General features: G+C 61.9%; 26 protein-coding genes. 18 read left to right on the top strand and 8 right to left on the bottom strand.

Annotated elements, in window-relative coordinates; genetic code table 11:
- Window positions 1–23: 23 nt before the first annotated feature.
- From VH564_RS07005 to VH564_RS07020, 4 genes are all read left to right on the top strand, one after another.
- Window positions 24–707: a hypothetical protein gene (locus VH564_RS07005; protein ID WP_423339083.1), complete on the top strand. Its 684-nt coding sequence runs from the start codon at window positions 24–26 to the stop codon at window positions 705–707.
- Between the two features lie 162 nt (window positions 708–869).
- On the top strand, window positions 870–1,478 hold the full coding sequence (locus VH564_RS07010) for a protein rhiA (protein WP_423339084.1): 609 nt from the start codon (window positions 870–872) through the stop codon (window positions 1,476–1,478).
- A 297-nt stretch (window positions 1,479–1,775) separates the two neighbouring features.
- The gene (locus VH564_RS07015) at window positions 1,776–2,321 is read left to right on the top strand and encodes a hypothetical protein (protein ID WP_423339085.1); all 546 of its coding nucleotides are present in this window, start codon (window positions 1,776–1,778) and stop codon (window positions 2,319–2,321) included.
- Window positions 2,322–2,404: 83 nt separating this feature from the next.
- The gene (locus VH564_RS07020) at window positions 2,405–3,052 is read left to right on the top strand and encodes a hypothetical protein (protein ID WP_423339086.1); all 648 of its coding nucleotides are present in this window, start codon (window positions 2,405–2,407) and stop codon (window positions 3,050–3,052) included.
- Window positions 3,053–3,167: 115 nt separating this feature from the next.
- Here VH564_RS07020 and VH564_RS07025 read toward each other — a convergent pair whose 3' ends face one another.
- From VH564_RS07025 to VH564_RS07035, 3 genes are all read right to left on the bottom strand, one after another.
- A complete protein-coding gene (locus VH564_RS07025; RefSeq protein ID WP_423339087.1) occupies window positions 3,168–3,938 on the bottom strand; it encodes a Bax inhibitor-1/YccA family protein in 771 nt (256 codons plus the stop codon).
- A gap of 189 nt (window positions 3,939–4,127) precedes the next feature.
- Entirely contained in the window at window positions 4,128–6,674 is a 2,547-nt protein-coding gene (locus VH564_RS07030; protein WP_423339088.1) for an ABC transporter permease, read from the bottom strand.
- A complete protein-coding gene (locus tag VH564_RS07035; protein WP_423339089.1) occupies window positions 6,671–7,381 on the bottom strand; it encodes an ABC transporter ATP-binding protein in 711 nt (236 codons plus the stop codon). The genes VH564_RS07030 and VH564_RS07035 overlap by 4 nt, the downstream gene beginning before the upstream one ends.
- Window positions 7,382–7,453: 72 nt before the next feature.
- On the opposite strand from VH564_RS07035, the gene VH564_RS07040 reads away from it, so the two are divergent.
- Together VH564_RS07040 and thpR are read left to right on the top strand one after the other, a co-directional pair.
- On the top strand, window positions 7,454–8,104 hold the full coding sequence (locus VH564_RS07040; protein ID WP_423339090.1) for an arylesterase: 651 nt from the start codon (window positions 7,454–7,456) through the stop codon (window positions 8,102–8,104).
- Between the two features lie 66 nt (window positions 8,105–8,170).
- Window positions 8,171–8,764, top strand: a complete 594-nt coding sequence (gene thpR, locus VH564_RS07045) for an RNA 2',3'-cyclic phosphodiesterase (RefSeq protein WP_423339091.1) — start codon at window positions 8,171–8,173, stop codon at window positions 8,762–8,764.
- Here the strand turns inward: thpR and VH564_RS07050 are convergent.
- Entirely contained in the window at window positions 8,698–9,177 is a 480-nt protein-coding gene (locus VH564_RS07050; RefSeq protein ID WP_423339092.1) for a low molecular weight protein-tyrosine-phosphatase, read from the bottom strand. The genes thpR and VH564_RS07050 overlap by 67 nt on opposite strands.
- A gap of 33 nt (window positions 9,178–9,210) precedes the next feature.
- Between VH564_RS07050 and VH564_RS07055 the strand changes: the two genes are divergently transcribed.
- The gene (locus VH564_RS07055) at window positions 9,211–9,516 is read left to right on the top strand and encodes a 4a-hydroxytetrahydrobiopterin dehydratase (protein WP_423339093.1); all 306 of its coding nucleotides are present in this window, start codon (window positions 9,211–9,213) and stop codon (window positions 9,514–9,516) included.
- Between the two features lie 53 nt (window positions 9,517–9,569).
- Complete coding sequence (locus tag VH564_RS07060; RefSeq protein WP_423339094.1) at window positions 9,570–9,959, top strand: YkvA family protein; 390 nt, start codon at window positions 9,570–9,572, stop codon at window positions 9,957–9,959.
- 49 nt (window positions 9,960–10,008) lie between these two features.
- Here the strand turns inward: VH564_RS07060 and VH564_RS07065 are convergent, their stop codons facing one another.
- Complete coding sequence (locus tag VH564_RS07065; protein ID WP_423339095.1) at window positions 10,009–10,569, bottom strand: sigma-70 family RNA polymerase sigma factor; 561 nt, start codon at window positions 10,567–10,569, stop codon at window positions 10,009–10,011.
- A gap of 334 nt (window positions 10,570–10,903) precedes the next feature.
- On the opposite strand from VH564_RS07065, the gene VH564_RS07070 reads away from it, so the two are divergent.
- The 3 genes from VH564_RS07070 to VH564_RS07080 all read left to right on the top strand — a co-directional run bounded on the left by VH564_RS07070 (window position 10,904) and on the right by VH564_RS07080 (window position 13,293).
- Window positions 10,904–11,461 (top strand): invasion associated locus B family protein, encoded by a 558-nt coding sequence (locus VH564_RS07070; protein ID WP_423339096.1) that lies wholly within the window; start codon window positions 10,904–10,906, stop codon window positions 11,459–11,461.
- A gap of 245 nt (window positions 11,462–11,706) precedes the next feature.
- Window positions 11,707–12,942 (top strand): 23S rRNA (adenine(2503)-C(2))-methyltransferase RlmN, encoded by a 1,236-nt coding sequence (rlmN, locus tag VH564_RS07075; RefSeq protein WP_423339097.1) that lies wholly within the window; start codon window positions 11,707–11,709, stop codon window positions 12,940–12,942.
- Between the two features lie 219 nt (window positions 12,943–13,161).
- Window positions 13,162–13,293 (top strand): hypothetical protein, encoded by a 132-nt coding sequence (locus VH564_RS07080; protein ID WP_423339098.1) that lies wholly within the window; start codon window positions 13,162–13,164, stop codon window positions 13,291–13,293.
- Here the strand turns inward: VH564_RS07080 and VH564_RS07085 are convergent, their stop codons facing one another.
- On the bottom strand, window positions 13,294–13,935 hold the full coding sequence (locus VH564_RS07085; RefSeq protein WP_423339099.1) for a LysE family translocator: 642 nt from the start codon (window positions 13,933–13,935) through the stop codon (window positions 13,294–13,296).
- A gap of 62 nt (window positions 13,936–13,997) precedes the next feature.
- Entirely contained in the window at window positions 13,998–14,858 is an 861-nt protein-coding gene (locus tag VH564_RS07090; protein WP_423339100.1) for an SDR family NAD(P)-dependent oxidoreductase, read from the bottom strand.
- Between the two features lie 83 nt (window positions 14,859–14,941).
- Between VH564_RS07090 and VH564_RS07095 the strand changes: the two genes are divergently transcribed.
- Together VH564_RS07095 and VH564_RS07100 are read left to right on the top strand one after the other, a co-directional pair.
- On the top strand, window positions 14,942–15,184 hold the full coding sequence (locus VH564_RS07095; protein ID WP_423339101.1) for a type II toxin-antitoxin system ParD family antitoxin: 243 nt from the start codon (window positions 14,942–14,944) through the stop codon (window positions 15,182–15,184).
- Window positions 15,185–15,401: 217 nt separating this feature from the next.
- Entirely contained in the window at window positions 15,402–16,625 is a 1,224-nt protein-coding gene (locus tag VH564_RS07100) for an argininosuccinate synthase (protein WP_423339102.1), read from the top strand.
- A gap of 164 nt (window positions 16,626–16,789) precedes the next feature.
- Here the strand turns inward: VH564_RS07100 and VH564_RS07105 are convergent, their stop codons facing one another.
- Window positions 16,790–17,269, bottom strand: coding sequence for a MarR family winged helix-turn-helix transcriptional regulator (locus tag VH564_RS07105; RefSeq protein WP_423339103.1), 480 nt, complete (start codon window positions 17,267–17,269; stop codon window positions 16,790–16,792).
- A 149-nt stretch (window positions 17,270–17,418) separates the two neighbouring features.
- On the opposite strand from VH564_RS07105, the gene VH564_RS07110 reads away from it, so the two are divergent.
- The 5 genes from VH564_RS07110 to ppa all read left to right on the top strand — a co-directional run bounded on the left by VH564_RS07110 (window position 17,419) and on the right by ppa (window position 23,759).
- The gene (locus VH564_RS07110; protein WP_423339104.1) at window positions 17,419–18,060 is read left to right on the top strand and encodes a LysE family translocator; all 642 of its coding nucleotides are present in this window, start codon (window positions 17,419–17,421) and stop codon (window positions 18,058–18,060) included.
- Between the two features lie 119 nt (window positions 18,061–18,179).
- Window positions 18,180–20,243 carry a M3 family metallopeptidase gene (locus VH564_RS07115; protein ID WP_423339105.1) on the top strand — a complete coding sequence of 688 codons (2,064 nt, stop codon included), beginning with the start codon at window positions 18,180–18,182 and terminating at the stop codon, window positions 20,241–20,243.
- A gap of 186 nt (window positions 20,244–20,429) precedes the next feature.
- Window positions 20,430–22,244, top strand: coding sequence for a translational GTPase TypA (typA, locus tag VH564_RS07120; RefSeq protein ID WP_423339106.1), 1,815 nt, complete (start codon window positions 20,430–20,432; stop codon window positions 22,242–22,244).
- A 201-nt stretch (window positions 22,245–22,445) separates the two neighbouring features.
- Window positions 22,446–22,952: a GNAT family N-acetyltransferase gene (locus tag VH564_RS07125; protein WP_423339107.1), complete on the top strand. Its 507-nt coding sequence runs from the start codon at window positions 22,446–22,448 to the stop codon at window positions 22,950–22,952.
- A gap of 267 nt (window positions 22,953–23,219) precedes the next feature.
- Entirely contained in the window at window positions 23,220–23,759 is a 540-nt protein-coding gene (gene ppa, locus VH564_RS07130) for an inorganic diphosphatase (protein WP_423339108.1), read from the top strand.
- Window positions 23,760–23,976 lie beyond the last annotated feature (217 nt).

Genomic DNA, 23,976 nt, shown 5'->3' on the forward strand with positions numbered 1-23,976 from the left:
ACCCAAGGCGAGGAGATGCGCCCATGTCGACTGCGACACCATCCAGCGAATATGATCCAGCCGCTATCCAAGCGCCTGCCAGCGCCGCCACGACCTTTCAGCTGGCTGCGAGCAATCAATCCAGCACCCTCGGTGATGGCTATTTCAACGTATACCCGCCGGCGCTCACGAATCCACTGGCGAGTGTCCAGACGCTGCTGGCGCTGGTGTCCGATGGCATCTCCCAAGGCAACGCTACCGCTATGACGTGGCAGGGCGGGAGCGGCGCGCTCGCTTTGTTTGCCCTGGCTGCCGGCTCCAAGCTCGCCGATGCGCCGAGAGAACCGGTGGCGCTCGGCGATACAGTCACCCTCGACTGGGCGAATGGAGCTTTCACATTCACAGCCGTGTCCGGTGGGCCGGCGGATAGCATCGTCCTGACGTTTGCGCCGGCAGTGCCCGTCGATACATGCATTGGAATGGTGGTCGGACCCGGCGCCATTCTCGTCGGGCGGGCGGGCAGTCAGGCGAACTTGACGCTGACGCCGGATCTTTCTCCCGTGGCCACCGTGGTGTTCGGCACCGCCTTCCAGTTTCCCGCCGGCGATTTCTCGGATGTCGGCGCTCCGCAACTCATCACCTTCACGCCGATAGCCTCGAGCGCCGAGCCTACGGCCGGCGCCAGCATCGAAGTCAACGCCGACAATCTCATCGTCCAGATTGGCTGATTACCCGTTTGCCCGGCCTCCGCCAACCGAGCCGGGCATTCCCTCGCCGCTCCCAAGCGCCCTGCCATGGGAGCGGCGAGGACGGACCTGCACCGCGTCCTCTCCCGGGCGGTGCCGGTCCCCTTTGATCCGGGGGATGCACCGAAACGAAAGGCTACTCCAATGACCTCTTACTCACTGACTTGCGTCAACAATTCGCAGATGTCCGGCAGCTTTGCGATCTTCCAGAAGCCGCCACCGATGACAGTCCCCGGCAATGTCTTCTCGTTGGCCTGGTTTGCCCGCCCGACGGCCATCTCCAGCACGGTTACCTTCACCTGGGGCCTCGACTACAGCTTCGTCTGGTCGGAAACCGGCGTGCTGCAGGCGGGTATCAACTTCGCGGCGAACCAGAGTCGGCCGGCCGATCCGAACGGGCAGAATATTGTCCAGCTGACCAAGGACAGCTTCGGTGCAACGACCTTCGCAAATCCCGGCAGCACCGGTGCGCTCGGTTCGTTGACGATCCAGCAACTGCCCAATGTCGCGCCGGGCCGCACATCCGTCGGCGTCGGAATGGCCGGCTCCGGAACCTTCGCGGTTCAGGCCGCACCGAACATGACGGCGGTGTTCACGCCGCACCCGAACTACTGGGTGATCTTCGGCAACTACCGGACAGGCGACGTCATGGACATCGAGGACATCACCTCGGCCGTCGAAGTCACCTATGGCGGCGCGCTGACGTCACGCACGGCCACCCTCGGCCTGAACAACGTGATCGTCGTCGATTGATCCTGAGGACGGCGGCCCGATTGCCGCCGTCCCCCTTCGCCAGTCAGAACAAGTGACTGGAGATGCACTGGTCCCGAGTGTGCGGCAAGCACGCGCGCGGCCAGGCATCCGATGAGCGGGTTGCGTTTTGTCACCCACTCGGACCCGGCGCGCACCGAACGCGCTCCGCATGCCCCGTAAACTGGCGGCGACACCGTCTCCGCAACTCCCAAACGCTCCAGCGACGACCTCGCCGGGCAACGCTCCCCGCATGGTGCGACGAGCGATCAACCTCTGTTGTGAAAAGGAAAATCAGTCGTGAAAACGTATAAACTCCATCTGCGCTTTCTTGCCGTCGTGTTCGCTCTGGCGACCGCCCTTGGTCTTGCAAGCCACGCAAATGCCTACGACGTCTACCGCCGCGTTGCCGCTAATCCAGGCAACGGTGCTGTGGTATGGAACGCCGCCAACTTCGGAGTTGGTGGCCACGCCCCGACATTGTCGTTCTTCCACTTTGCCAATGATCCGGCAGCGCTGGTCGCCATGCCGGCGGCACAATGCTTTGTCAAGGTCGACCTCTCGGCCACCGGTCCCGCGCCGATCCCTGGCGCCACCGATACGGTGGGCGTGCTGGGTCTCGGATTTGTAGCCAACCCAGCTGACCAAGCGCAGCCCTTCCTCTGGACAATCGATTTCGACAACAATCCGGCCAATCACTGGAGCATCGCAAAGGCGCAGATGACGGCCGCAGCTTCAAACAATGCCGCAAGCCGTGTCGCCGCGGCGGGCTTTCATATCCTGGCATTGACACCGGGCGCCCATGTTACTGTTGTCAACGGCACCCTCGGCATTTGTCACGCTTGATGAGCTGCTGATACAGAAGATCATTTACTAACTTCGATAACTCCGCCGGGGACCAGTCCGGCGGTTTTTGAAGGAGAAGTGACATGGCCGTTTTGCACCACGCCTTTCGACGACCGTTCACGGCGGACTTCGAAGCAGAAGTTGCTTGTGTTTTCGCCGCCTGGGAATCTGGTGATCTAGCCCGACTCTCAGCGATCTCGCTTGATGGCTATGCGAAGCTGGCGGAGAGAGAAGAAGTTCATCGTGCCTTCCTGTTCGATCCTGAAGGCTCAGCCACCTCCTGGATGCAGCCGGATTTCGTCAGTCCGGGCCTGGCGGCGCTTGCCGTCCTCGCCGATGGAATGGCCGAAGTGCCCAATCTCAGCGCCAGCGCGGACACCAACCACTACCTGCTCGAGACGCACTTGCCGCAACTCGGCTGGTCCGTGGCAGACATTGCCCTGCTCGTGCACGGGCGGCCGATCGAGGCGATGTTGCAGAGTTATGTGAGCTCGGTGCGACCCATAGAACAGGGCGGCTTTCGTCACACCGGCGGCTGGACGACGGGCCAGGCGGCACAGGCGATGAAAGCCCGCATCGACCGGCTGGTCGTCGGTCCTCCTGATGGCAGCGATGAGAGTGCTATGGCAGCTTGGCGATTGCTGGCGGACAGCGGCGCGCTTGCCGATGCCCATGCAATGCTGGCGGCGATCGGCGAAAGCGACTGGCTGGTGATGGCGATTACGCATTGATTGCAGAGGTCTTGACGCGATAGGCGGGGCCACCTGCGCACAAAAAAACGGGAGCAATCATGCCCCCGTTTCCCGAAGAATTTCCAACTGCTGCCGGCAAAGCCGACCAGCTGTCTTACTTGCGGTTGCCCATGAACTGCAGCAGGAACATGAACAGGTTGATGAAGTCGAGGTAGAGGGTCAGTGCGCCCATGATGGCCTTGCGGCCGGCAACGACGCTGTCATCTGCTTCGAAGTACATTTCCTTGATCCGCTGGGTGTCGTAGGCCGTGAGGCCCGCGAAGACCAGGACGCCGATTGCCGAGATGGCAAACTGCAGGGCCGAGGACTGCATGAAGATGTTGACGACCGAGGCGATGATGATGCCGAACAGGCCCATCATCAGGAACGAACCCATGGCCGAGAGGCTGCGCTGGGTGGTGTAGCCGTAGAGCGACAGGGCACCGAAGGCGGCAGCCGTGATGAAGAAGGTCTGGACGACGCTACCGGTCGTGTAGACCAGGAAGATCGACGACAGCGACAGGCCAACCAGCGCCGCATAGACCATGAAGGTCGTGCGGGCAGCCGAGACGCTCATGCTGTTGATGCGGAAGCTGAGGAAGAACACGGCCGCCAGCGGTGCGAGCATGATGACCCACTTCAGCGGCGAGCCGTAGACGGCAACGCCGGCGCTGGTCAGCATGACGCCGTGGAAGTTGGCCGCAGCCTGAGCCGGGTCGTTGGTGGTCGTCGCAGCAATCAGCGCGTAGGCGGCAAGACCGGTGATCACCAGGCCAAGTGCCATCAGATTGTAGACCTTCAGCATGTAGCTGCGAAGGCCCTCGTCTATCATCGCGCTCGATTGCGCACCGGTTGCCCGGTTGGGAATATTGCGAAAGTCAGCCATGTTTTCCTCTTTCAAGCTCCGAGTGGATGACGGTGTCGGGCACTTCAGTCCCGGGCGCCGCTGCGGAGCTCCAGCATGCCTGACGAGAATATGAGGCTTTCGCGTCGCGCGTACAAGAGCCCCATAACGCGAATCGGGTTAAATCGATGTAACTTTAGGGCTTTTGGTCGCTTGGGTTAAAGTCGTCCCCTAGAGTTCGCGCAGCACGGGTGCGGCTTTCTGGCCGAGAATGCGCCAGGTGCCGATCAGGCCGATACCGACCGTCAGCACCAGGGCGATGACAATGGTCGAGACGGCGACATCAGGCAGGAAGCTCGACGGCAGCTTCATGATGCGGCTGACGACGTACCAGGCGGCGACCGCGCCGGCGGCCAGCGCGAAGATCGCCGTCGCCACGCCGAGGATCAGGTATTCGAAGGTGAAGGCGCGGATCAGCACGGCGCGCGTCGCCCCCAGCGTCTTCAGCACGACGGCATCATGAATTCGGGCGCGGTTGCCGGCGGCCAGCGCGCCGGCCAGCACCAGCACCGAGGCAATCAGCGCGATCGAGGCGGCGGCGCGGATGGCGGTGGCGAGCTGGGCGACCAGCGAATTGATCATGTCGAGCGCGTCCTTGACGCGGACGCTGGTGATGGTCGGGTAGGCGTTGGTGACGGTCCGCAGGATCGTCGCCTCTTGCGCAGCGGTAGCCGACGGGTCCGTCAGCGTCGCCAGCCAGGCGTGCGGGGCGCCCTTGAAGGTGTTTGGCGAAAAGACCATGACGAAGTTGATAGAGAGATTTTGCCATTCGATCTTGCGGAAATTGGCGATCTTGGCGGTGATGTTGCGGCCGAGGACGTTGACGGTGACGGTGTCGCCGAGCTTCAGGCCGAGCGCCTTGCCTTCTTCCTGCGAGAAGGACACCAGCGGCTCGCCGGCGTAGTCCTTGTCCCACCACTTGCCCTCGGTGACGGAAGCGTTTTCCGGCGCTGTCTCGGCATAGGTGATGCCCCGGTCGCCGCGCAGCACCCATTGGCCGGCCGGCGGCACCTGGCGCTTGGTGACGTCCTCGCCGTTGAAGGCGGTGATGCGGCCGCGCAGCATCGGCACCTCGGTCAGTTTGCCCTTCGGCGCCTGTCCCTGGACCAAGGTCTTGAAGCCCTCGAGTTCGCTGCCCTGGATATCGACGAAGAAGAAATTCGGTGCCTGATCTGCCATGTGGCCGGTCAGTTCGCGGCGCATGTTGCTGTCGATCAGCGTCAGGGTCACCAGCAGAGCGAGGCCAAGGCCGAGAGACAGCACGACCGATGCCGTCAGCGCGCCGGGCCGGTGGATGTTGCCGATCGCCAGCCGCAGCGCCGGCGAATTGACCCGCGGGCTTCGCTTGGCAAGCCATGCGAGGCCCCAGGCCACCAGCCGCAGCACGACGAAGGCGGCGGCGATGGCGACGATGAAGACGATGGCGATGAAACGGTCATAGGCGGTGAAGATCGCCAGGGCCGAGAGAGCAGCGAGCAGCAGGGCTGCGCCGAGCAGGTAGGGCCAGGAGGGGAGTTTGCGGGTTTCGAAGCCCTGCTCTCGGAACAGCGCGGTCGCCGGCACTTCACGGGCATGGCCAAGTGGCAGGATGGCGAAGGCAAGCGTGGTGAGCAGGCCGAACAAGGCGGCCAGCAACAGCGCGCCGGGATAGAGCGTAGGCGCGGTCGAAACCGGCAGGAACTGCGCCATGAATTGCGCCGCGAAAAGGGGCGCAACGGCTCCGAGGACAAGACCGACGAAAATACCGGCAAGGGCAATCAGCGCAATCTGGATCAGGTAGATCACCACCACCACGGCAGCCGGCGCTCCGAGGCATTTGAAGGTGGCGATGGTGGTGCGCTTGCTGTCGAGAAAGGCGCGCACCGCATTGGCAACGCCGACGCCGCCGACGATCAGCGCGGTCAGGCCGACCAGAGTGAGGAATTGCGAGAAGCGGGTGATGTTGTCGGCCAGCGAAGGCGCTGCCTTGTCGCTGGTGCGGATCGACCAGCCGGCTTGCGGAAAGGCCTTGTTGGCGCGGTCTGCGATATTCCGCATACCATTGACGGGGTCAGCCATGCGGATCTTGTAGCCGTGCTCGACGAGGCTGCCGTTCTGCACTAGGCCGGATGCGGTCAGCGCATCGGCGCTGGTGAGCAAGCGGGGTGCAAAGGCAAAGCCCTCGGAAATCGCGTCCGGCTCGTTCTTGATCGTGCCCGAAATTCGCAGTTTCGCGTTGCCGAGCAGCAGTTCGCTGCCGATCTTCAGGTTGAGGCGGTCGAGCAGCAAGGGAGCGACGAGTGCGCCGTAGGTGCCGTCCTTGGCCGTCAGCAGCGTTGGCAGCGGTTGATCCGGTTCGGCTTCGAACTTGCCGTAGAGCGGATAAGCCTGGTCGACAGCCTTGACCTCGACCAGCGACTGGTCGGAGCCATCCGGCAGGCGCGCCATCGAGCGGACGCCAGTCGTGGCCGACAGGGTGCCGAGGCCCTTGAGGTAGGCAAGCTCCTCAGGGGTCGCCTCGCGATTGTTGATCTCGAAGCGCACGTCTCCGGCCAGCAACGTCTGACCCTGGGTGGAGATCGCATCGGTGATGGATTGCGACACGGAATTGACGGCGGCGATCGCGCCTGTGCCAAGCGCGATACAGGCGAGGAAGATGTAGAATCCGCCGAGGCCGCCGCGCAGTTCGCGCAGCGCCAGACGGAAGGCGAGGGACAGGCGGGCGCTGCCAAGCGTCATGCGAGGACCGTCCGCTGCTCTGTCGTGCGCGTGTTGTCGCTGTCTATGGCGCCGGAGCGGACGCGGATCTGGCGCGAGCAGCGGGCAGCCAGCGCGTTGTCGTGGGTGACCAGCAGCAGCGTCGTGCCGCGCTCGGCCTGCTTTGCAAACAGCAGGTCGGCAATCTGCCTGCCGGTCTCCGTGTCGAGGTTTCCGGTCGGCTCGTCGGCGATGATGAGGGCGGGCGAGGGCGCGAGCGCCCGGGCAATCGCCACGCGCTGCTGTTCTCCGCCCGACAACTGGCCCGGATAGTGGCTGAGACGCTCACCGAGCCCGACGGAGTGCAGTTCGCGCCTTGCGATGTCGAAGGCGCCGCGGACATTGGCCAATTCCAGCGGCACCGCAACGTTTTCCAGCGCCGTCATGTTGGCGATCAGATGGAACGACTGGAAGACGATACCGATGTTGCGGCCGCGGAAATCGGCGACCTTGTCCTCGCTCAAGGCATGCAGCGGCGTATCGCGGATGACGATCTCGCCGCTGTCGAGGCTTTCGAGGCCGGCCAGCACCATCAGCAGCGTCGACTTGCCGGAGCCGGACGGGCCGACGATGCCGACGGATTCGCCCTCAAGGATGGTTAGGTCGATGCTCTTCAGCACGTGAACAGATGCGGCGGCGTTGCCCAGCGTCAAATCCGCCTTCTTCAGCTCGATGATTGTTTTAGCCAATGACAACTGCCCTATATAAGCGAAGACGGGTCGGCGCCGTGCGACCGATGCAGGCAATCTAGGGAATCGATCATGCGTTTTAAAGTTGCTGGGTTTCAATTCGTCGTCATCGCCACGGCGATCATGCTTGGCCTTAGCGGACCGGCGGCGGCAAAGACGATTAATCTGGTCGGTCTCGGCGACAGTCTGATGGCCGGCTACATGCTGCCGCCGGGCGACGGCTTTCCGGCCAAGCTGCAAGCCGCGCTCAAGGCCAAGGGGCTCGACGTCGCGGTCTCGGACGCCGGCGTATCGGGCGATACGACCTCCGGCGGTCTGGCGCGGGCGGATTGGTCGGTGCCAGACGGTACCGATGGCGTCATCCTCGAGCTCGGCGCCAACGATGCGCTGCGCGGCATTGCCCCGGAGGAAAGCGAGAAGAACCTGGACGCGATCATCGCCAAGCTGAAGGCCCGCAACATTCCGGTGCTGCTCGCCGGCATGCTGGCGCCTCCCAACATGGGCGGCGACTATGCCGCGCGTTTCAATCCGATCTACACGCGTCTGGCCGACAAATATCAGCTGCCGCTCTACCCTTTCTTCCTTGACGGCGTTGCCGCGCAGCCCAAGTTACAGCTGGAAGATGGCATGCACCCCAACCCTCAAGGGGTGGATGTCATGGTGCAGCGGATTATGCCACAGGTGACAAGTTTCGTTGGGACGATCGGGGCCGCGGGGAAATAGACACTTGCGCCCCATTTGATTGCGTGATTCGCTGCGTGTATCTGCAAAAGATTCGGGGATCTCGCCATGCCGAGACTGTTTACCGCCCTCGAAATTCCCCGCAACGCGGCGATGAGCCTGTCGTTGTTGCGCGGTGGTCTACCGGGCGCCCGGTGGATTGACGTAGAGAACTACCACATCACCTTGCGCTTCATCGGCGACGTCGACGGTCGGACCGCCGATGAGATCGTCGAGCGGCTCGACCGGATCGAAAGGCCCGAATTCCAGATAAAGCTGGATGGTATCGGCGCCTTCGGCTCGAAGAAACCGCATTCGGTCTGGGCCGGCGTTACGCCCAATCCGGAAATGTACGCGCTGCAGGGCGAGATCGAGCGGATCTGCCAGCGGGTGGGCCTGTCGGCGGACCCCCGGAAGTTCATGCCGCATGTGACGCTGGCGCGGCTGAAATCCTCCCGGCTGGACGATGTCGCGCATTATCTGTCTGGGCGCGGCAATTTCCAGACGTCGCTGTTCACTGCCTCGCGCTTCGTGCTGCTGTCATCCCGGGAATCGGTCGGTGGCGGCCCCTATCTCACCGAAGAGGTGTTCCCGCTTCACGAGGTGCGCAGCTTTCCGGCGGTGTCCAGCAAGGATGTGCATCCGGTCAAGAGCATGGTGTAGACGCGATCGAAGTCCTCCCGGCCGCCGTAATAGGGGTCGGGGATGTCTTCATCGATGCCACGCGCATAGCGGCTGAAAAGCTGGAGCTTGTCGGTCTCTCCCGCCGGGACGATCTTTCGCAGATTCCTCAAAATGTCACGATCGAGCGCCAGGATCAGGTCGAAGCGGTCGAAATCGCCGACCGCAATGCGTCTCGCACGCTGGGTGGAGATGTCGACGCCGTGGGCTGCCGCAACGGCGACGGAACGGGGATCTGGCGGGTTCCCCTGGTGCCAGCCGCCGGTGCCGGCGGAATCAATTTCGAACTCACCGGCGCGTGCGGCGTTGTCAGTCATATGTTTGAAAATGCCTTCGGCCAGCGGCGAGCGACAGATGTTGCCCATGCAGACGAAGAGGATCTTGAAGCGGTGCATACGATCTTTCGGTTGTTAAGAAGGGACCATCGCATGAAATACGAAAAACTGGAACGTGCTGCCGTCGATGAAAAATTGACGGCGCTGGAGGGCTGGACATTGGCGGGCGATGCAAAATCCATCGCCAAGGCATTCAAGTTCGCAAATTTCCGCGAAGCCTTCGGCTTCATGACGCAAAGCGCGCTGGCGGCGGAAAAATTCGACCACCATCCGGAATGGTTCAATGTCTACTCGCGGGTCGAGGTGACGCTGACCACCCATGACGCGGGCGGCCTGACTGAACAGGATTTCCGCATGGCGAAGGCGATGGACAAGGCGGCGACCGGCCGGCTTTCTTGATATGACGCCTGACCGGTCGCATATATGCACGGAGCTTAATAGGACGTTCGGCCATGGAAAACATCAAGTTCGGTGAGATTCTGCTTCCCGGCGACGAGGATACCCGTCAGCGCCGGGAGAAGATCGTGCGTGGCAAGTTCTGGCCCGCGCTGCGCAAGGCGGTCCGCTATGTGCCGTTCTCGCGTGACCTCGTCGCGGCGTTCTACTGCGCGCTCGACCCGCAGACGCCGACCCGCGTGCGCGGCATTCTGCTCGCAGCGCTTGCCTATTTCATCATGCCGTTCGACATCATCCCTGATTTCATGGCGGTGGTCGGCTACACCGATGACATCGCCGTGCTGACGGCGGCTTTCCGGATGGTCAGCGGGCATATCAATGACAGTCACTACCAAGCTGCCGACAAGGCGCTGGCCGACGAAGGCGAGGCGGACAAGCCGGCCTGAATTGGCCGTCACCAGCAGGACCGGCTGGTGAGGTCGTTGCGGAATTGCTTCAGATTGCTTGCGCTTCCAGCCGCTTCTTCAATTTACCGAAAGCCAGCCGGATGCGCGATTTCACCGTCCCAAGCGGCAGCCCGGTGATCGCGGCGATCTCCGAGTGGGATTGCCCGAGAAAGAAAGCGGCGCGCAGGAGCTCCTGTTGCTCGCGGGGCAGTTCTGCCAGGGCCCGCCGAACCTGCGCATCTCGATCTTCGCTCTCCAGCGTTGCGTCGGCGGCCGGTGCCGCCGACGGCTGGAGACCAGGGTCGCTGTCATCGAGAACACGAACTCTTGATCGACGCTGCATGTCTATACGGCGATTGCGAGCGATGCGGAAAAGCCAGGTGGAGAGCGAAGAGCGCGTCGAATCGTAAAGTGCGGCCTTGTGCCAGAGAACGATCATCACCTCCTGCACCAATTCTTCCGCTTCGCCGTCCGGCATGCGCTGCCTGAGCAGCCAGGATTTAAGCCTGGGCGCGAAATAATCGAACAGGTGCGAAAAGGCCGTCTGGTCGCGGCGCTCTGCAACGGCCCTGGCGAGGGCAGCGAAGCGCTGCTGTTCCTTCGCATCCATTCCCCGTCACCTGCCCCTTACGACTGCCGTGCGCAACCAATTGTTCGATTGCTTAATGAGGTACAGCGGATTCAAAAAACGTCAAACTCTTGCCTGAATCTTTCTGGATTAAATCGCCGTGAGGGCTGGTGTTGTTGTCCTCCAGGCCCATCTCTCTTCAAACTTCGAATTCAGTCATCATCATTTGGCTGCAATGGCACAGTTAACAGGCAATCACCCCATCCCATTGACGGTTTGGTAACCAGAATTACGCCAAAATACAGCGCCTCGTGAATACGCATCTCCCGACGATATTCACGTCGGGCTCTGGATCGCAAGAAACCGGCAGGAAATCATGTTTGTAAAAAGCTCCGCACTCGCCCTTACGCTCGTTCTGGCCACCGCCGGCATCGCATCCGCCCAGAAGACAAAGCCGAAGGCCGCCCCTGCCGCCGCGGCGCAGACCCAATCGGCAGCCCCGACCCGCATCAAGCAGTTCGATGCCTGGGGCGCCTATTCCTACCAGTCGGGCACCGGCAAGGTCTGCTACGTGCTGTCCGTACCGACGGCAAAGCTGCCGGCGACCGGCATCGACCATGGCGATAACTTCTTCATCGTCACACAGCGCCCTGGCCAGAACATCTCCTACGAGCCGCAGGCAATGATGGGCTACGTGCTGAAGGAAAATTCGAAGGTCAACGTCACCATCGACAACAAGACCTTCGTGATGTTCACCAAGGACAAGGCCGCCTGGGTCGAAAACGCTGCGCAGGAGCCGGCGCTGGTTTCGGCCATGAAGACCGGCCATTCGCTGACCGTCACCGCGACGTCGAAGAAGGGCACCGGCACGTCCTACACCTATTCGCTGGCCGGCATTTCCGCTGCTCTGAAGCAGATCGAGAGCTGCAAGTAAGCTATCGCGGATCTTCGGCCTTTCGCCGAATCGCGAACTTGTCATCATTGAGGCTGGCCGTGGGCCGGCCTCTGCTGTTTTCAAGGGGATGACGAACAGCGAAAATAGTGCTATTGCCGCCGCGAACTGCGGATGTGCCTGCGACAGCGTCGCCCCTTCCGTCTCCGAATTCACTTTTTCAGTGCCCTCGATCGCGCCTGCAGCTTCCCGGAAGCACGGCAGGCATCAACCGTTTGGATGATCCCATGTCCGTGATAGATGCCATGACCATTGCCAAGCCGATGCCGGCCCCGGTTCCCCGTGGCGGCGAAGCCTTGCCAAAACCGTCGCTGATCGGGCTGACGCGCGAGGAGATGGGGCAGGCCCTGCGCGAGAAGGGCGTGGCCGAAAAGCAGATCAAGATGCGCGTCAGCCAGCTCTGGAACTGGCTCTATGTGCGCGGCGTCTCGGATTTCGACGCGATGGTCAATGTTGCCAAGGACATGCGCGAGATGCTGAAGCAGCATTTTACCATTGCCCGGCCTGAGATCGTCGAGGAGCAGGTTTCCAACGACGGCACCCGCAAGTGGCTGATGCGCTTTCCGGCCCGCGGCGCCGGCCGGCCGGTTGAAATCGAGACCGTCTATATTCCCGAAGAAGGCCGTGGGACGCTCTGCGTCTCCAGCCAGGTCGGATGCACGCTGACCTGCTCCTTCTGCCACACCGGCACGCAGCGCCTGGTGCGCAATCTCACTGCCGAGGAAATCCTGTCGCAGCTGCTGCTCGCCCGCGACCGGCTTGGCGATTTCCCGGACCGCGACACGCCCGTGGGCACGGCCATGCCTGCCGAAGGCCGCAAGGTCTCGAACATGGTGATGATGGGCATGGGCGAGCCGCTCTACAATTTCGATGCCGTCAAGACGGCGCTGCTGATCGCCTCCGATGGCGACGGCCTGTCGCTGTCGCGCCGCCGCATCACGCTCTCGACCTCGGGCGTCGTGCCGGAGATTTTCCGCACCGGCGACGAGATCGGCGTCATGCTGGCGATCTCGCTGCATGCGGTGCGCGACGACTTGCGCGACATTCTCGTGCCGATCAACAAGAAGTATCCGCTGAAGGACCTGATCGACGCTTGCCGCAAGTATCCCGGCCTGTCGAACGCCCGCCGCATCACCTTCGAATATGTGATGCTGAAGGACGTCAACGACAGCCTGGAGGACGCCAAGGGGCTGATCCAGCTGCTGAAGGGCGTGCCGGCCAAGATCAACCTGATCCCGTTCAACCCATGGCCGGGCAGCAACTACCAGTGTTCCGACTGGGAGCAGATCGAGAAATTCGCCGATTTCATCAATGCGGCCGGCTATGCCTCGCCGATCCGCACGCCGCGCGGCCGCGACATCCTCGCCGCCTGCGGCCAGCTGAAGTCGGATTCGGAACGCATGCGCAAGACCGACCGGCTTGCTTTTGAGGCCATGATGATCGCCAATCACGGTGAGGACTGATGAATAGCCTCGTCCGCAACGAAAGGACGAAGTTGACGGCAACCTATTTTAACGGGGTTGCCATTGCGATTTTTGCAGTCGGTGCCTTGGCGCCGTCGATAAATGCTGCGGGCTCCCAGGCCCCGTGGTGGCCAGTCGTTGCACCCACCATCGTGGTTTGCATTTTGATCTCCGCCATATTACATTTCACTGCGAGGCGTATTTTGAAAGGCCTTGAAGATGACGAATGAGCTGATCCAGTTTCTGACATTCATGATCGCACCCGCAGGCGCGCTGATTTTTGCTGGAATCATGCTCTACATCACCCGTCACGATCGTCGTGACGCTGAGAAAAAGCACTCTTCCCACTAACTATCTTGCATGCGTGAACAGGATCTTCGCTGCGAAGATCGAGAAGACGCCGGCGAAGGTATAGTCCATGCCGCGCAGCACTTTCCTGTTGTCCTGCAGCCATGACGCCAGCTTGTCCGAAGCCAGAACGACCAGTGCGTTGACCGGCATGCCAACCAGGATGAACAGGAAGCCGAAGAACAGCAGTTTCTGGGTGACGCCAGGATCGCCTGCGGTGACGAACTGCGGCAGGAAAGTCATGAAGAAGATGATGACCTTCGGGTTCAGGAGATTGACCCAGAAGCCGCTGGCCATGTTCGACAGCGGCGATCGCTTGGGCTCCTCGACTGCATTGACGCTCAACTTAGAGCCGAAGCGGATGGCCTGCACGGCCAGCCATAGCAGATAAGCCGCGCCGCCGGTCTTCAGGATGGTAAAGGCGAGAGGCGAGGCGGTGATCAGTGCTGAGATGCCGAAGGCGACCAGCATCGTATGGACGACGATTCCTAGGCTCGTGCCGAGCACCACGAACAGCGCCGGTGTCTTGCCTTGCGACAGCGCCCGGCTGATGGACAGCGTCATATCCGGCCCGGGTGTCGCGGCCAGAAGCAGACTGGTCCCGATAAAGGTCAGCGCCGTCGCAAAGCTCGGCAGGAAGTCCATGTCATGCTCCTCGGATGCAATGCGATCTCGGACTTCCTAGCCGGTTTGCAGGCTATTGCCAATCAGCCCTTCGCGTTGAGGAAGGCCTTGAAGGCCTCGTCGTATCCGCCATGCCAGCGCGACAGCGGCGGGCGGTTTTCGACGATGTCGCCGGCGGCCCAGAGGATGCGGCGTTCGTCGGTTGCCCGGGGCACGTCGTTGTCGGGGCAGAGGATGTAGAAGTCGCCGCGTTCGAGGCTTTCCATCATGAAGGCGACGGTCTGCTCCGAGGTCCAGGCCGCTGCCGGCTTCTCCGTGCGGTCGCCCTTGGTCAGGCCGGTGAAGACAAAGCCGGGGATCAGCAGGTGGGCGGTGATCTTGCAGCCTTCCGTCGTGCGCAGTTCGTGCTGCAGCGCCTCGGTGAAGACTTTGACGCCGGCCTTCGAGACATTGTAGGCCGGGTTGCCTGGTGGCGTGGTGATACCCTGCTTGGAGCCGGTGTTGATGATCACGCCGGGCTCGCCGTGGCCGATCATATGCTGTCCGAAGGTGCGCGTGCCGTTGACGACGCCCATAAGGTTGACGCCGAGGATGTTGTCCCAGCCGGCCTGCGGGCTGAAGATCGACGTCTCCGGGCCAATGCCGGCATTGTTCATCAGCACATGCACGCGGCCGAAGCGCTGGATGACCGTCCGTTCCAGCGCGTCCAGGGATTCCTTGCTGCTGACATCGGTCTCGATGGCCATCACCTGCTCTTCGCCGCCTTCGGCGAGCGCGATGACGGCGGCCTTGGCCTCGGCCAGCCGGTCGCCGCCGAGGTCAGCGAGCACGACGCTCATGCCCAAGCCGGCAAAGTGCTTGGCAGCGGCAAGGCCGATGCCGGAGGCGCCACCGGTGATCACGGCAACGTTGGATTTCGCAAAGACTGCCTGGGTGTTCGTCATGTCGTCTCTCCCGGTTGAGACATTGTTCGGACGCTGGCAGATATGGTAGTTTGGCAAGCCAAGTCAAACCGCAGGAGACGAGGATGACCAAGGTCGTGTCGGTGACGCTCGATCCGCAGATGAACGAATTCATAGATGCGCAGGTGACCGGCGGCTTCTACGGCTCGACCGCCGAGGTTGTGGAGGCCGCGCTGCGCCTTTTGCGCGACCACGCGGAAATCGAGGCGATCCGCGCTGCGATCATCGAGGGGGAGGAATCGGGGGAGCCGGAGCCGTTCGATTTCGATGAATTCCTTGACGAGATGCGTCGCAAGCATGGCCGCTAGCCGATCGCCTGTCCAATCCCACTTCGTCGTCTACAAAGCCGACGCGACGACCATCACAATCATTCGTATCCTGCATCAACGCATGAATATTACTGCGCATCTGGGCTGAATGCAGGCTTCAGTTTTTCTTGCGCGCCGCGACAATCTCGATAAAAGTGCCGCGACATCCAGATTTGCGGCACCTGGCGCCGCGTATATTCGAACGGACCTCACAACCATGGCATCGCACAAAGACGTGAAAAAAGTCGTTCTCGCCTATTCCGGCGGCCTCGACACCTCGATCATCCTGAAATGGCTTCAGACCGAACTCGGCGCTGAGGTCGTGACCTTCACGGCCGATCTCGGCCAGGGCGAAGAGCTCGAGCCGGCCCGCAAGAAGGCCGAGATGATGGGCATCAAGGAAATCTACATCGAGGACGTCCGCGAAGAATTCGTGCGCGATTTCGTCTTCCCGATGTTCCGCGCCAATGCCGTCTACGAGGGCGTCTACCTGCTCGGCACTTCGATTGCCCGGCCGCTGATCTCCAAGCACCTGATCGACATCGCCCGCAAAACCGGCGCCGATGCCATCGCCCATGGCGCCACCGGCAAGGGCAACGACCAGGTTCGTTTTGAGCTCTCGGCCTATGCGCTGAACCCCGATATCAAGATCATCGCTCCCTGGCGCGACTGGAACTTCAAGTCCCGGACCGACCTGCTGGCCTTCGCCGAAGCCCACCAGATCCCTGTGGCCAAGGACAAGAAGGGTGAGGCGCCGTTCTCCGTCGATGCCAATCTCCTGCACTCCTCTTCCGAAGGCAAGGTCCTCGAGGATCCGTCCCAGGAAGCGCCTGAGTATGTGCACATGCGCACCATTTCGCCGGAGTCAGCCCCTGACAAGGCGACCATCATCAAGATCGGTTTCGAACGCGGCGATGCGGTTTCCGTCAACGGCATCAGGATGAGCCCGGCGACCTTGCTCGCCACTCTCAACGACTACGGCCGCGACAACGGCATCGGCCGCCTCGATCTGGTCGAGAACCGCTATGTGGGCATGAAGTCGCGCGGCGTCTACGAGACCCCCGGCGGCACGATCCTGCTCACCGCCCACCGGACGATGGAATCGATCACGCTCGATCGCGGCGCCGCCCATCTGAAGGACGAGCTGATGCCGCGTTATGCCGAGCTCATCTATTTCGGCTTCTGGTACTCGCCGGAGCGCGAGATGCTGCAGGCGGCAATCGACAAGAGCCAGGAGCATGTCGAGGGCGAAGTGACGCTGAAGCTCTACAAGGGGAATGTCATGGTCATCGGCCGCGAGAGCCCGAAGTCGCTCTATTCCGACAAGCTGGTCACCTTCGAGGACGACCAGGGCGCCTACGACCAGAAGGACGCCGCCGGCTTCATCAAGCTCAACGCGCTGCGTCTGCGCACGCTCGGCAAGCGCAACCTGTCGAACTGAGCCATAACGCAAAGCCATCAATGCCCGTCATCGCTTGCGATGGCGGGTTTTCTGTTTGTGGTGGCAACTGACGGGACGGACGGGCGAATGCGCGAGCTGTCGCGACGGCTTGTTCGCTGAAAAGCGTAGTGGTCAGCTGTCGGGTGAGAGAGGCTGGTGCGGCGTCAGCGGTCGCCAGCGAGCACCAGTTCACTTGCCGGCTGATCGGCCTTCTGCAAATTCTGGCGGAAGCTCTTCAGCGAACGGCTGACATGGGCAAGAGCCTCCTCGTCGAGACCCTGTGTCGCCTCCCGCTGGACGGCGGCGATTTCGATGCTGATAGCGCGGATCATGTCTTCGGCGGCATCCGAGAGAAAGATGCGCTTGGCGCGGCGGTCGAGCGGATCGGGCTGCCGCTCGATCAGGCTGCGAGCCTGCAGGCGGTCGAGGAAGGCGCTGACGGTCATCGGCTCGAGCCCCATTCGGATGGCAATGTCCAATTGGCGGCTACCATTGACGGCGGCAATCTGGATGAGGGTCCGCGCCTCTCCAGCGGTCAGTCCAAGACCAGCAGAGAGAATCCGCTTCTCGAATGCCATTCTCATCAACCGCGCGCAGTCGTAGACAAGAAAAGCAAGCGAGTCGGTGTCTATGGTGATGCCCATGGTGTTTCTCTGTTCAGTTCTTTGACTTCCCCTGATTTTCCATAGTGACTTCAAGGTACAAACACAATTGAATCTTTAAGCGTACTCCAATGCCTTGACCCGGAGCAGGCCGGCGCTAAGCTGCCTAAATACTCTTTGGAATCCGCGTCATGACATATTCCCTCCTCGCCGGAACGTTCCTCGCAGCGTTGTTCTACGTTCTGATCCCAGGGCCGGCTTTCCTGGCGTTGCTGGGGATCGGCGCGGGCCAGGGCCGGCGGGCGGGAGCGCTCTTCATGTGCGGCCATCTGTTCGGGGATCTCCTGTGGTCGGCCCTGGCGCTGACCGCAATCATCGGTGCACGAACGATCGGCAACTTCGTTTTCGACCTGCTCGGGCTGTTCTGCGGCCTCTATCTCGCCTGGATCGGCTGGCACGCGGTGACCGCCAAGCCGAGGGCCGATGGCGCCGCGCTGCTTGCGGTCGAGAGGCCCTTTCGCCGCGGGTTGATCTTCGGCGCCACCAATCCCAAGGGCTATCCGGTCGCGCTCGCGACCTTCACGGCCCTAGTCGCCGGATCGGCCGGCGCGCTGCAGTTCAGCGCATTGCCCGTGCTGTTGGCTGTTGCCTTTGCGGGCTTTGTGACTGCCGACATCATCCTGATCGGCATCATCGGGGCCGGGGCCGTGCGGCGCGTCTACCGGTCGCACGAGCGGCTGATCGTGCGCTGCTCCGGCGTGCTGTTCATGGGTTTCGCGGCGCAGGCGCTCTGGCATTCCGCGCCAGGGCTGCTTGGCTGGCGGAAAGCCTGAGACCTACGCGTCGCAAACCGTCCAAACTGTCTTTTGCCGCATGGCGGCGATGGCCATAACAATCGCGATTTCGGGCTCCTATATGGCCCCTAATGCCTATGATGCCGAAAGGATGCCCAATGTCATCGAAACCCCTCGTCAATACCGCGCTGGTCGAATGGACCGGGCATCAGGGACTGCCTCACTTCAACCTGGTGGTCGATAGCGACTTCGGGCCTGCCTTCGATGCGGCGCTGGCCCTGCATGATGGGGAGATCGACCAGATCGCCGGCAACCCCGAGGCGCCGACCTTCGCCAACACGATCGTCGCCCTGGAAATCGCCGGAGACGAGCTTTCGCGCGTGTCGGCGCTGTTCTGGAACAAGGCCGGCGCGCACACAAACGAGGTGATCCAGGCGCTGGAGCGCGAGATCGCGCCGAAGATGTCGCGGCATTATTCGAAGATCGGCATGAACGTGGCGCTGTTTGCCCGCATCGATGCGCTCTGGGAAGCCAAAGACACGCTCGGACTGACGCTCGAGCAGAGCCGCGTGCTGGAGCGCCATTGGAAGGGTTTCGTGCGCTCAGGCGCGAAACTGGCAAAGCCGGAGCAGGAGCGGCTCGCCAAGATCAACGAGACGCTTGCGGGCCTCGGCGCCAGTTTCGGCCAGAACGTTCTGGCCGACGAGAAGGGCTGGGCGCTGGTGCTGTCCGACGAGGCCGACCTTGCCGGTCTGCCAGGCTTCGTCACCGAGGCGATGGCGGCAGCGGCGACGGAACGCGGCGACGCCGGCAAGTATGCGGTGACCCTCTCCCGCTCGATTATCGAGCCCTTCCTGACCTTCTCCGAACGCCGCAATCTGCGCGAGCAGGCCTTCGAGGCCTGGGTGGCGCGCGGCCGCAATGGCGGCGCCACGGACAATCGCGAGATCATTGCCCAGACGCTGGCGCTGCGCTTCGAGAAGGCGACCCTTCTCGGCTACGCCAACTATGCCGAGCTCAAGCTCGACAACACCATGGCCAAGACCCCCGAGGCAGTGAATGAACTGCTCACCACCGTCTGGGGCAAGGCGGTCGCCCGCGCCCGCGAGGAGGAGGGCGACATCGCCGCGCTGATCAGCGCCGGCGGCGGCAACCATGACGTCATGCCCTGGGACTGGCGCTTCTATTCGGAAAAGATTCGCACGGAGCGTTTCGATTTCTCCGAGGCGGAGCTTAAGCCTTATCTACAGCTCGACAAGATCATCGACGCCTGCTTCGACGTTGCCAATCGCTTGTTCGGGCTGCATGCCGTCGAGATCTACGACACGCCGGCCTATCATCCCGATGTCCGCGTCTTCGAGATCCGCGATCGGTCGAATGCCCTCGTCGCGATGTTCCTCGGCGATTATTTTGCTCGTCCGTCGAAGCGTTCCGGCGCCTGGATGAGCGCCTTCCAGTCGCAGCACAAGCTGCCCCTGAAGAATGAAGCGCTCGGCGAGCGGCCGATCATCTATAACGTCTGCAATTTCGCCAAGCCCGCCGAAGGCAAGCCGGCGCTGCTGTCGATGGGCGATGCCTTCACCCTGTTCCACGAGTTCGGCCATGCGCTGCACGGCATGCTGTCCGACGTCACCTACCCGTCGGTGGCCGGCACGGGCGTGTCGCGCGATTTCGTCGAACTGCCGTCGCAACTCTACGAGCACTGGCTGACCGTGCCCGAGATCCTCAAGCAATATGCGGTGCATTACCAGACGGGCGAGCCGATGCCGCAGGCCCTGCTCGACAAGGTGCTGGCTGCCCGGACCTTCAATGCCGGCTTCAACACGGTGGAGTTCACCTCCTCGGCGCTGGTCGACATGGCGTTCCACACCCGCGGCCCGGTCGAGGATCCCATGGCCGTTCAGGCCGAGGTGCTGGAGGCGCTCGGCATGCCGAAGTCGATGGTGATGCGCCATGCCAGCCCGCACTTCCAGCATGTCTTTGCCGGCGACGGATATTCGGCCGGCTACTATTCCTACATGTGGTCCGAAGTGCTCGATGCAGACGCGTTCGCCGCCTTCCAGGAAACGGGCGATGCCTTCAATCCTGATCTTGCCGAAAAGCTGAGGGCGAATATCTATTCGGTCGGCGGCTCGATCGATCCGGAAGACGCCTATCGCGCCTTCCGCGGCAAGCTGCCGAGCCCGGATGCCATGCTGGCGCAAAAAGGGCTTGCAGCTTAAGGCCTTATCCGCCGCTCTGCCCAATGAAGAAGCAGTCCCTGCTCCAGCCTTGCGAAAGCGCTGGGGCAGGGATGATGCCGCTTTGTCGTGCCCCCCCTTTCGCAAATGCGAAAAACAGGGTAAGAGCGCCTCAACTGAAGATTAGGGCCGCACATCGGCTGCCCGCAAACCCTCCGAGTAGCCCATATGTCTATGCGAAATATCGCGATCATCGCGCACGTTGACCACGGCAAGACAACGCTTGTCGACGAACTCCTGAAGCAGTCCGGTTCGTTCCGCGACAACCAGCGCACGGTTGAGCGCATGATGGATTCGAACGAACTCGAAAAGGAACGTGGCATCACGATCCTGGCCAAGGCGACCTCGGTCGTCTGGCGCGATGTTCGCATCAACATCGTCGACACCCCCGGCCACGCCGACTTCGGCGGCGAAGTCGAGCGTATCCTGTCGATGGTCGATGGCGCGATCGTTCTGGTCGATGCTGCCGAAGGCCCGATGCCACAGACCAAGTTCGTGGTCGGCAAGGCGCTGAAGGTCGGCCTTCGCCCGATCGTCGCGATCAACAAGATCGACCGTCCGGACGCCCGCCACGAAGAAGTCGTCAACGAAGTGTTCGACCTGTTCGCAGCGCTCGATGCCACCGACGAACAGCTCGATTTCCCGATCCTTTACGGTTCGGGCCGTGCAGGCTGGATGAACACCGCGCCTGAAGGCCCGATGGACCAGGGCCTCGGCCCGCTTCTCGACCTCGTGCTGAAGCATGTTCCGGAGCCGACCGTCGGCGAAGGCCCGTTCCGCATGATCGGCACGCTGCTCGAAGCCAACCCCTTCCTCGGCCGTATCATCACCGGCCGCATCCATTCCGGCTCGATCAAGTCGAACCAGCCGATCAAGGTCATGGGCGTCGACGGCAAGACCATCGAAACCGGCCGTATCTCGAAGATCCTCGCATTCCGCGGCATCGAGCGCCAGCCGATCGAAGAAGCTTTCGCAGGCGACATCGTTGCCATCGCAGGCCTCTCCAAGGGCACCGTTGCCGATACCTTCTGCGACCCTGCCGTCACCGAGCCGCTGCATGCCCAGCCGATCGATCCGCCGACCGTCACCATGTCCTTCATCGTCAACGACAGCCCGCTGGCTGGCACCGAAGGCGACAAGGTCACCTCGCGCGTCATCCGTGACCGCCTGATGAAGGAAGCCGAAGGCAACGTCGCGCTGAAGGTCGAAGAGTCGGAAGGCAAGGATTCGTTCTACGTCTCCGGCCGCGGCGAATTGCAGCTGGCCGTTCTGATCGAAACCATGCGCCGCGAAGGCTTCGAGCTGGCCGTGTCGCGTCCTCGCGTCGTGATGCATGACGACGAGAACGGCAACAAGCTGGAGCCGATCGAAGAAGTCGTCATCGACGTCGACGAAGAGCATTCCGGCATCGTCGTGCAGAAGATGTCCGAGCGCAAGGCCGAGATGATCGAGCTGCGTCCGTCGGGCGGCAACCGCCTGCGCCTGGTGTTCTACGCGCCGACCCGTGGCCTCATCGGCTACCAGTCGGAACTGCTTACGGACACGCGCGGCACGGCGATCATGAACCGCCTGTTCCACGACTACCAGCCGTACAAGGGCGAAATCGGCGGCCGCAGCAACGGCGTGCTGCTGTCCAACCAGTCGGGTGAAGCGGTGGCCTATGCCATGTTCAACCTCGAAGACCGCGGCCCGATGATCATCGAGCCAGGCGAAAAGGTTTATGCCGGCATGATCATCGGCATCCACACCCGCGACAACGACCTCGAAGTCAACGTGTTGAAGGGCAAGCAGCTCACCAACATCCGGTCTGCCGGCAAGGACGAAGCTGTTCGCCTGACGCCGCCGATCCGCATGACGCTCGATCGCGCGCTCTCCTGGATCCAGGACGACGAACTGATGGAAGTCACGCCTAAGTCTATCCGTCTGCGCAAGACCTACCTCGACCCGAACGATCGCAAGCGTTTCGGCAAGAAGAGCGCCTAAGCTTTTCAGCCGCTGAATGATCGGACCCCGGTGCTTGCACCGGGGTTTTTTATTTGTTCCGTTCGAATCCCGCCCCCTTGTGACATCGGTTAAAAAAGGGTTAACTTTGGTTGCTCGTCCACAAATAAAGCCTGTGGGCAAACAACCGCCTGATATGTTGATGGATGGTTAATTTGCCGTTGCCGGGCCAGAGTGCGCGTTATGAAAACGTTATCTATCGATGTCCGGCGGGCTGAACCGCACGATGCCCGAGCCATTTCGGAGACGCATCGGCTTTCATGGCAGTATGCCTATACCGGCATCATTCCGCACCGCTCGCTGGCGCAGATGATTGAGCGCCGCGGCGAGGCCTGGTGGCGGCGCGCGACGCGCGGGCCGGCGACACTGCTGGTTCTCGATGTCGCCGGCACGGTTGCCGGCTACGCCACACTCGGTCTCAACCGGGCCCGGGCGCTGCCGCAGGAAGGCGAGATCTACGAACTCTATCTCCGCCCCGAATACCAGGGTATCGGCCTCGGGCGCCTGCTGTTCGGCGAGGCCCGCAGACTTTTGAAATCGCTGGGCTGCAAGGGCATGGTCGTTTGGTGCCTGGAAGACAACGAGAATGCCGAGCGCTTCTATCGCGGCCATGGCGGGGTCGATTTGTGCGAGGGCCTGGAAACTTTTGGCGAGGCGCAGGTCAAGAAGATCGGCTTTGTCTGGCCATAGTGGCTGTCGATTTCGGCGGAGGCGCTGTCTATCCGCTCTTGCGAATTTCGGGACGAGCGCCAGAGCTTCTGCCTGGATCGGCGCTTGCAAATGCCCTGTATTCGAGCCGCAGGAATTCGCCGAATATCCCGCTGCGGCCGCATAGGGTGGTTTCTCTCCCGCCATTTTGCGGTCGCCGCCAATCTTCGGGCAGGTTTGAAAGCCTTGTTGCCTTACCGAATAATTCCGATTAAGTGGCTGCCAGGCATCATAGTTTAGAGGACTCCCATGCGCATCGACGCTATTTCCATCGGCAAGAACCCGCCCGAAGACGTCAACGTCATCGTCGAAGTCCCTGTTGGCGGCGACCCGATCAAGTATGAAATGGACAAGGAAGCCGGCACGCTGGTCGTCGACCGCTTCCTCTACACGCCGATGACCTATCCGGGCAATTACGGCTTCGTGCCGCACACGCTGTCGGAAGACGGCGACCCGATCGACGTGCTGATCGCCAGCACGCGGCCGCTGGTTCCCGGCTGCGTTATCAATGTTCGCCCTATCGGCGTGCTGATGATGGAAGACAATTCCGGCAAGGACGAGAAGATCATCGCCGTGCCGTCGCCGAAGCTGACGTTGCGTTACGAGAAGGTCAAGGAATATACCGACCTTCCCGACATCACCATTAAGCAGATCGAGCATTTCTTCCAGCACTACAAGGATCTGGAACCCGGCAAGTGGGTGAAGATCTACGGCTGGAAGGGCGCCAAGGAAGCCGGCGAACTGATCATGGAAGCCATCGCCCGCCACAACGAGACAAAGAAGGCCTGATCAGGCTTTATAGACCGCATCGCCCAAAGCCTCCGGATCGTCATCGATCCGGAGGCTTTTTTTTGTTCGCGGCATTGGAAGAGACGATACGGAGGCGGCGGGCTTCCTGCGGTGCTCGAGTTCCTCGCGGGAAGGGTGCTATCTCGTCGACCCTACCCAGACGATGTGTCGGTCTGGGTGCTATCTCTCCTCCGTCATCCCTTTGCTTGTCACAGGG

It is taken from the genome of Rhizobium sp. HT1-10 (genome assembly GCF_049472505.1).
Taxonomy (GTDB): Bacteria; Pseudomonadota; Alphaproteobacteria; order Rhizobiales; family Rhizobiaceae; genus Rhizobium.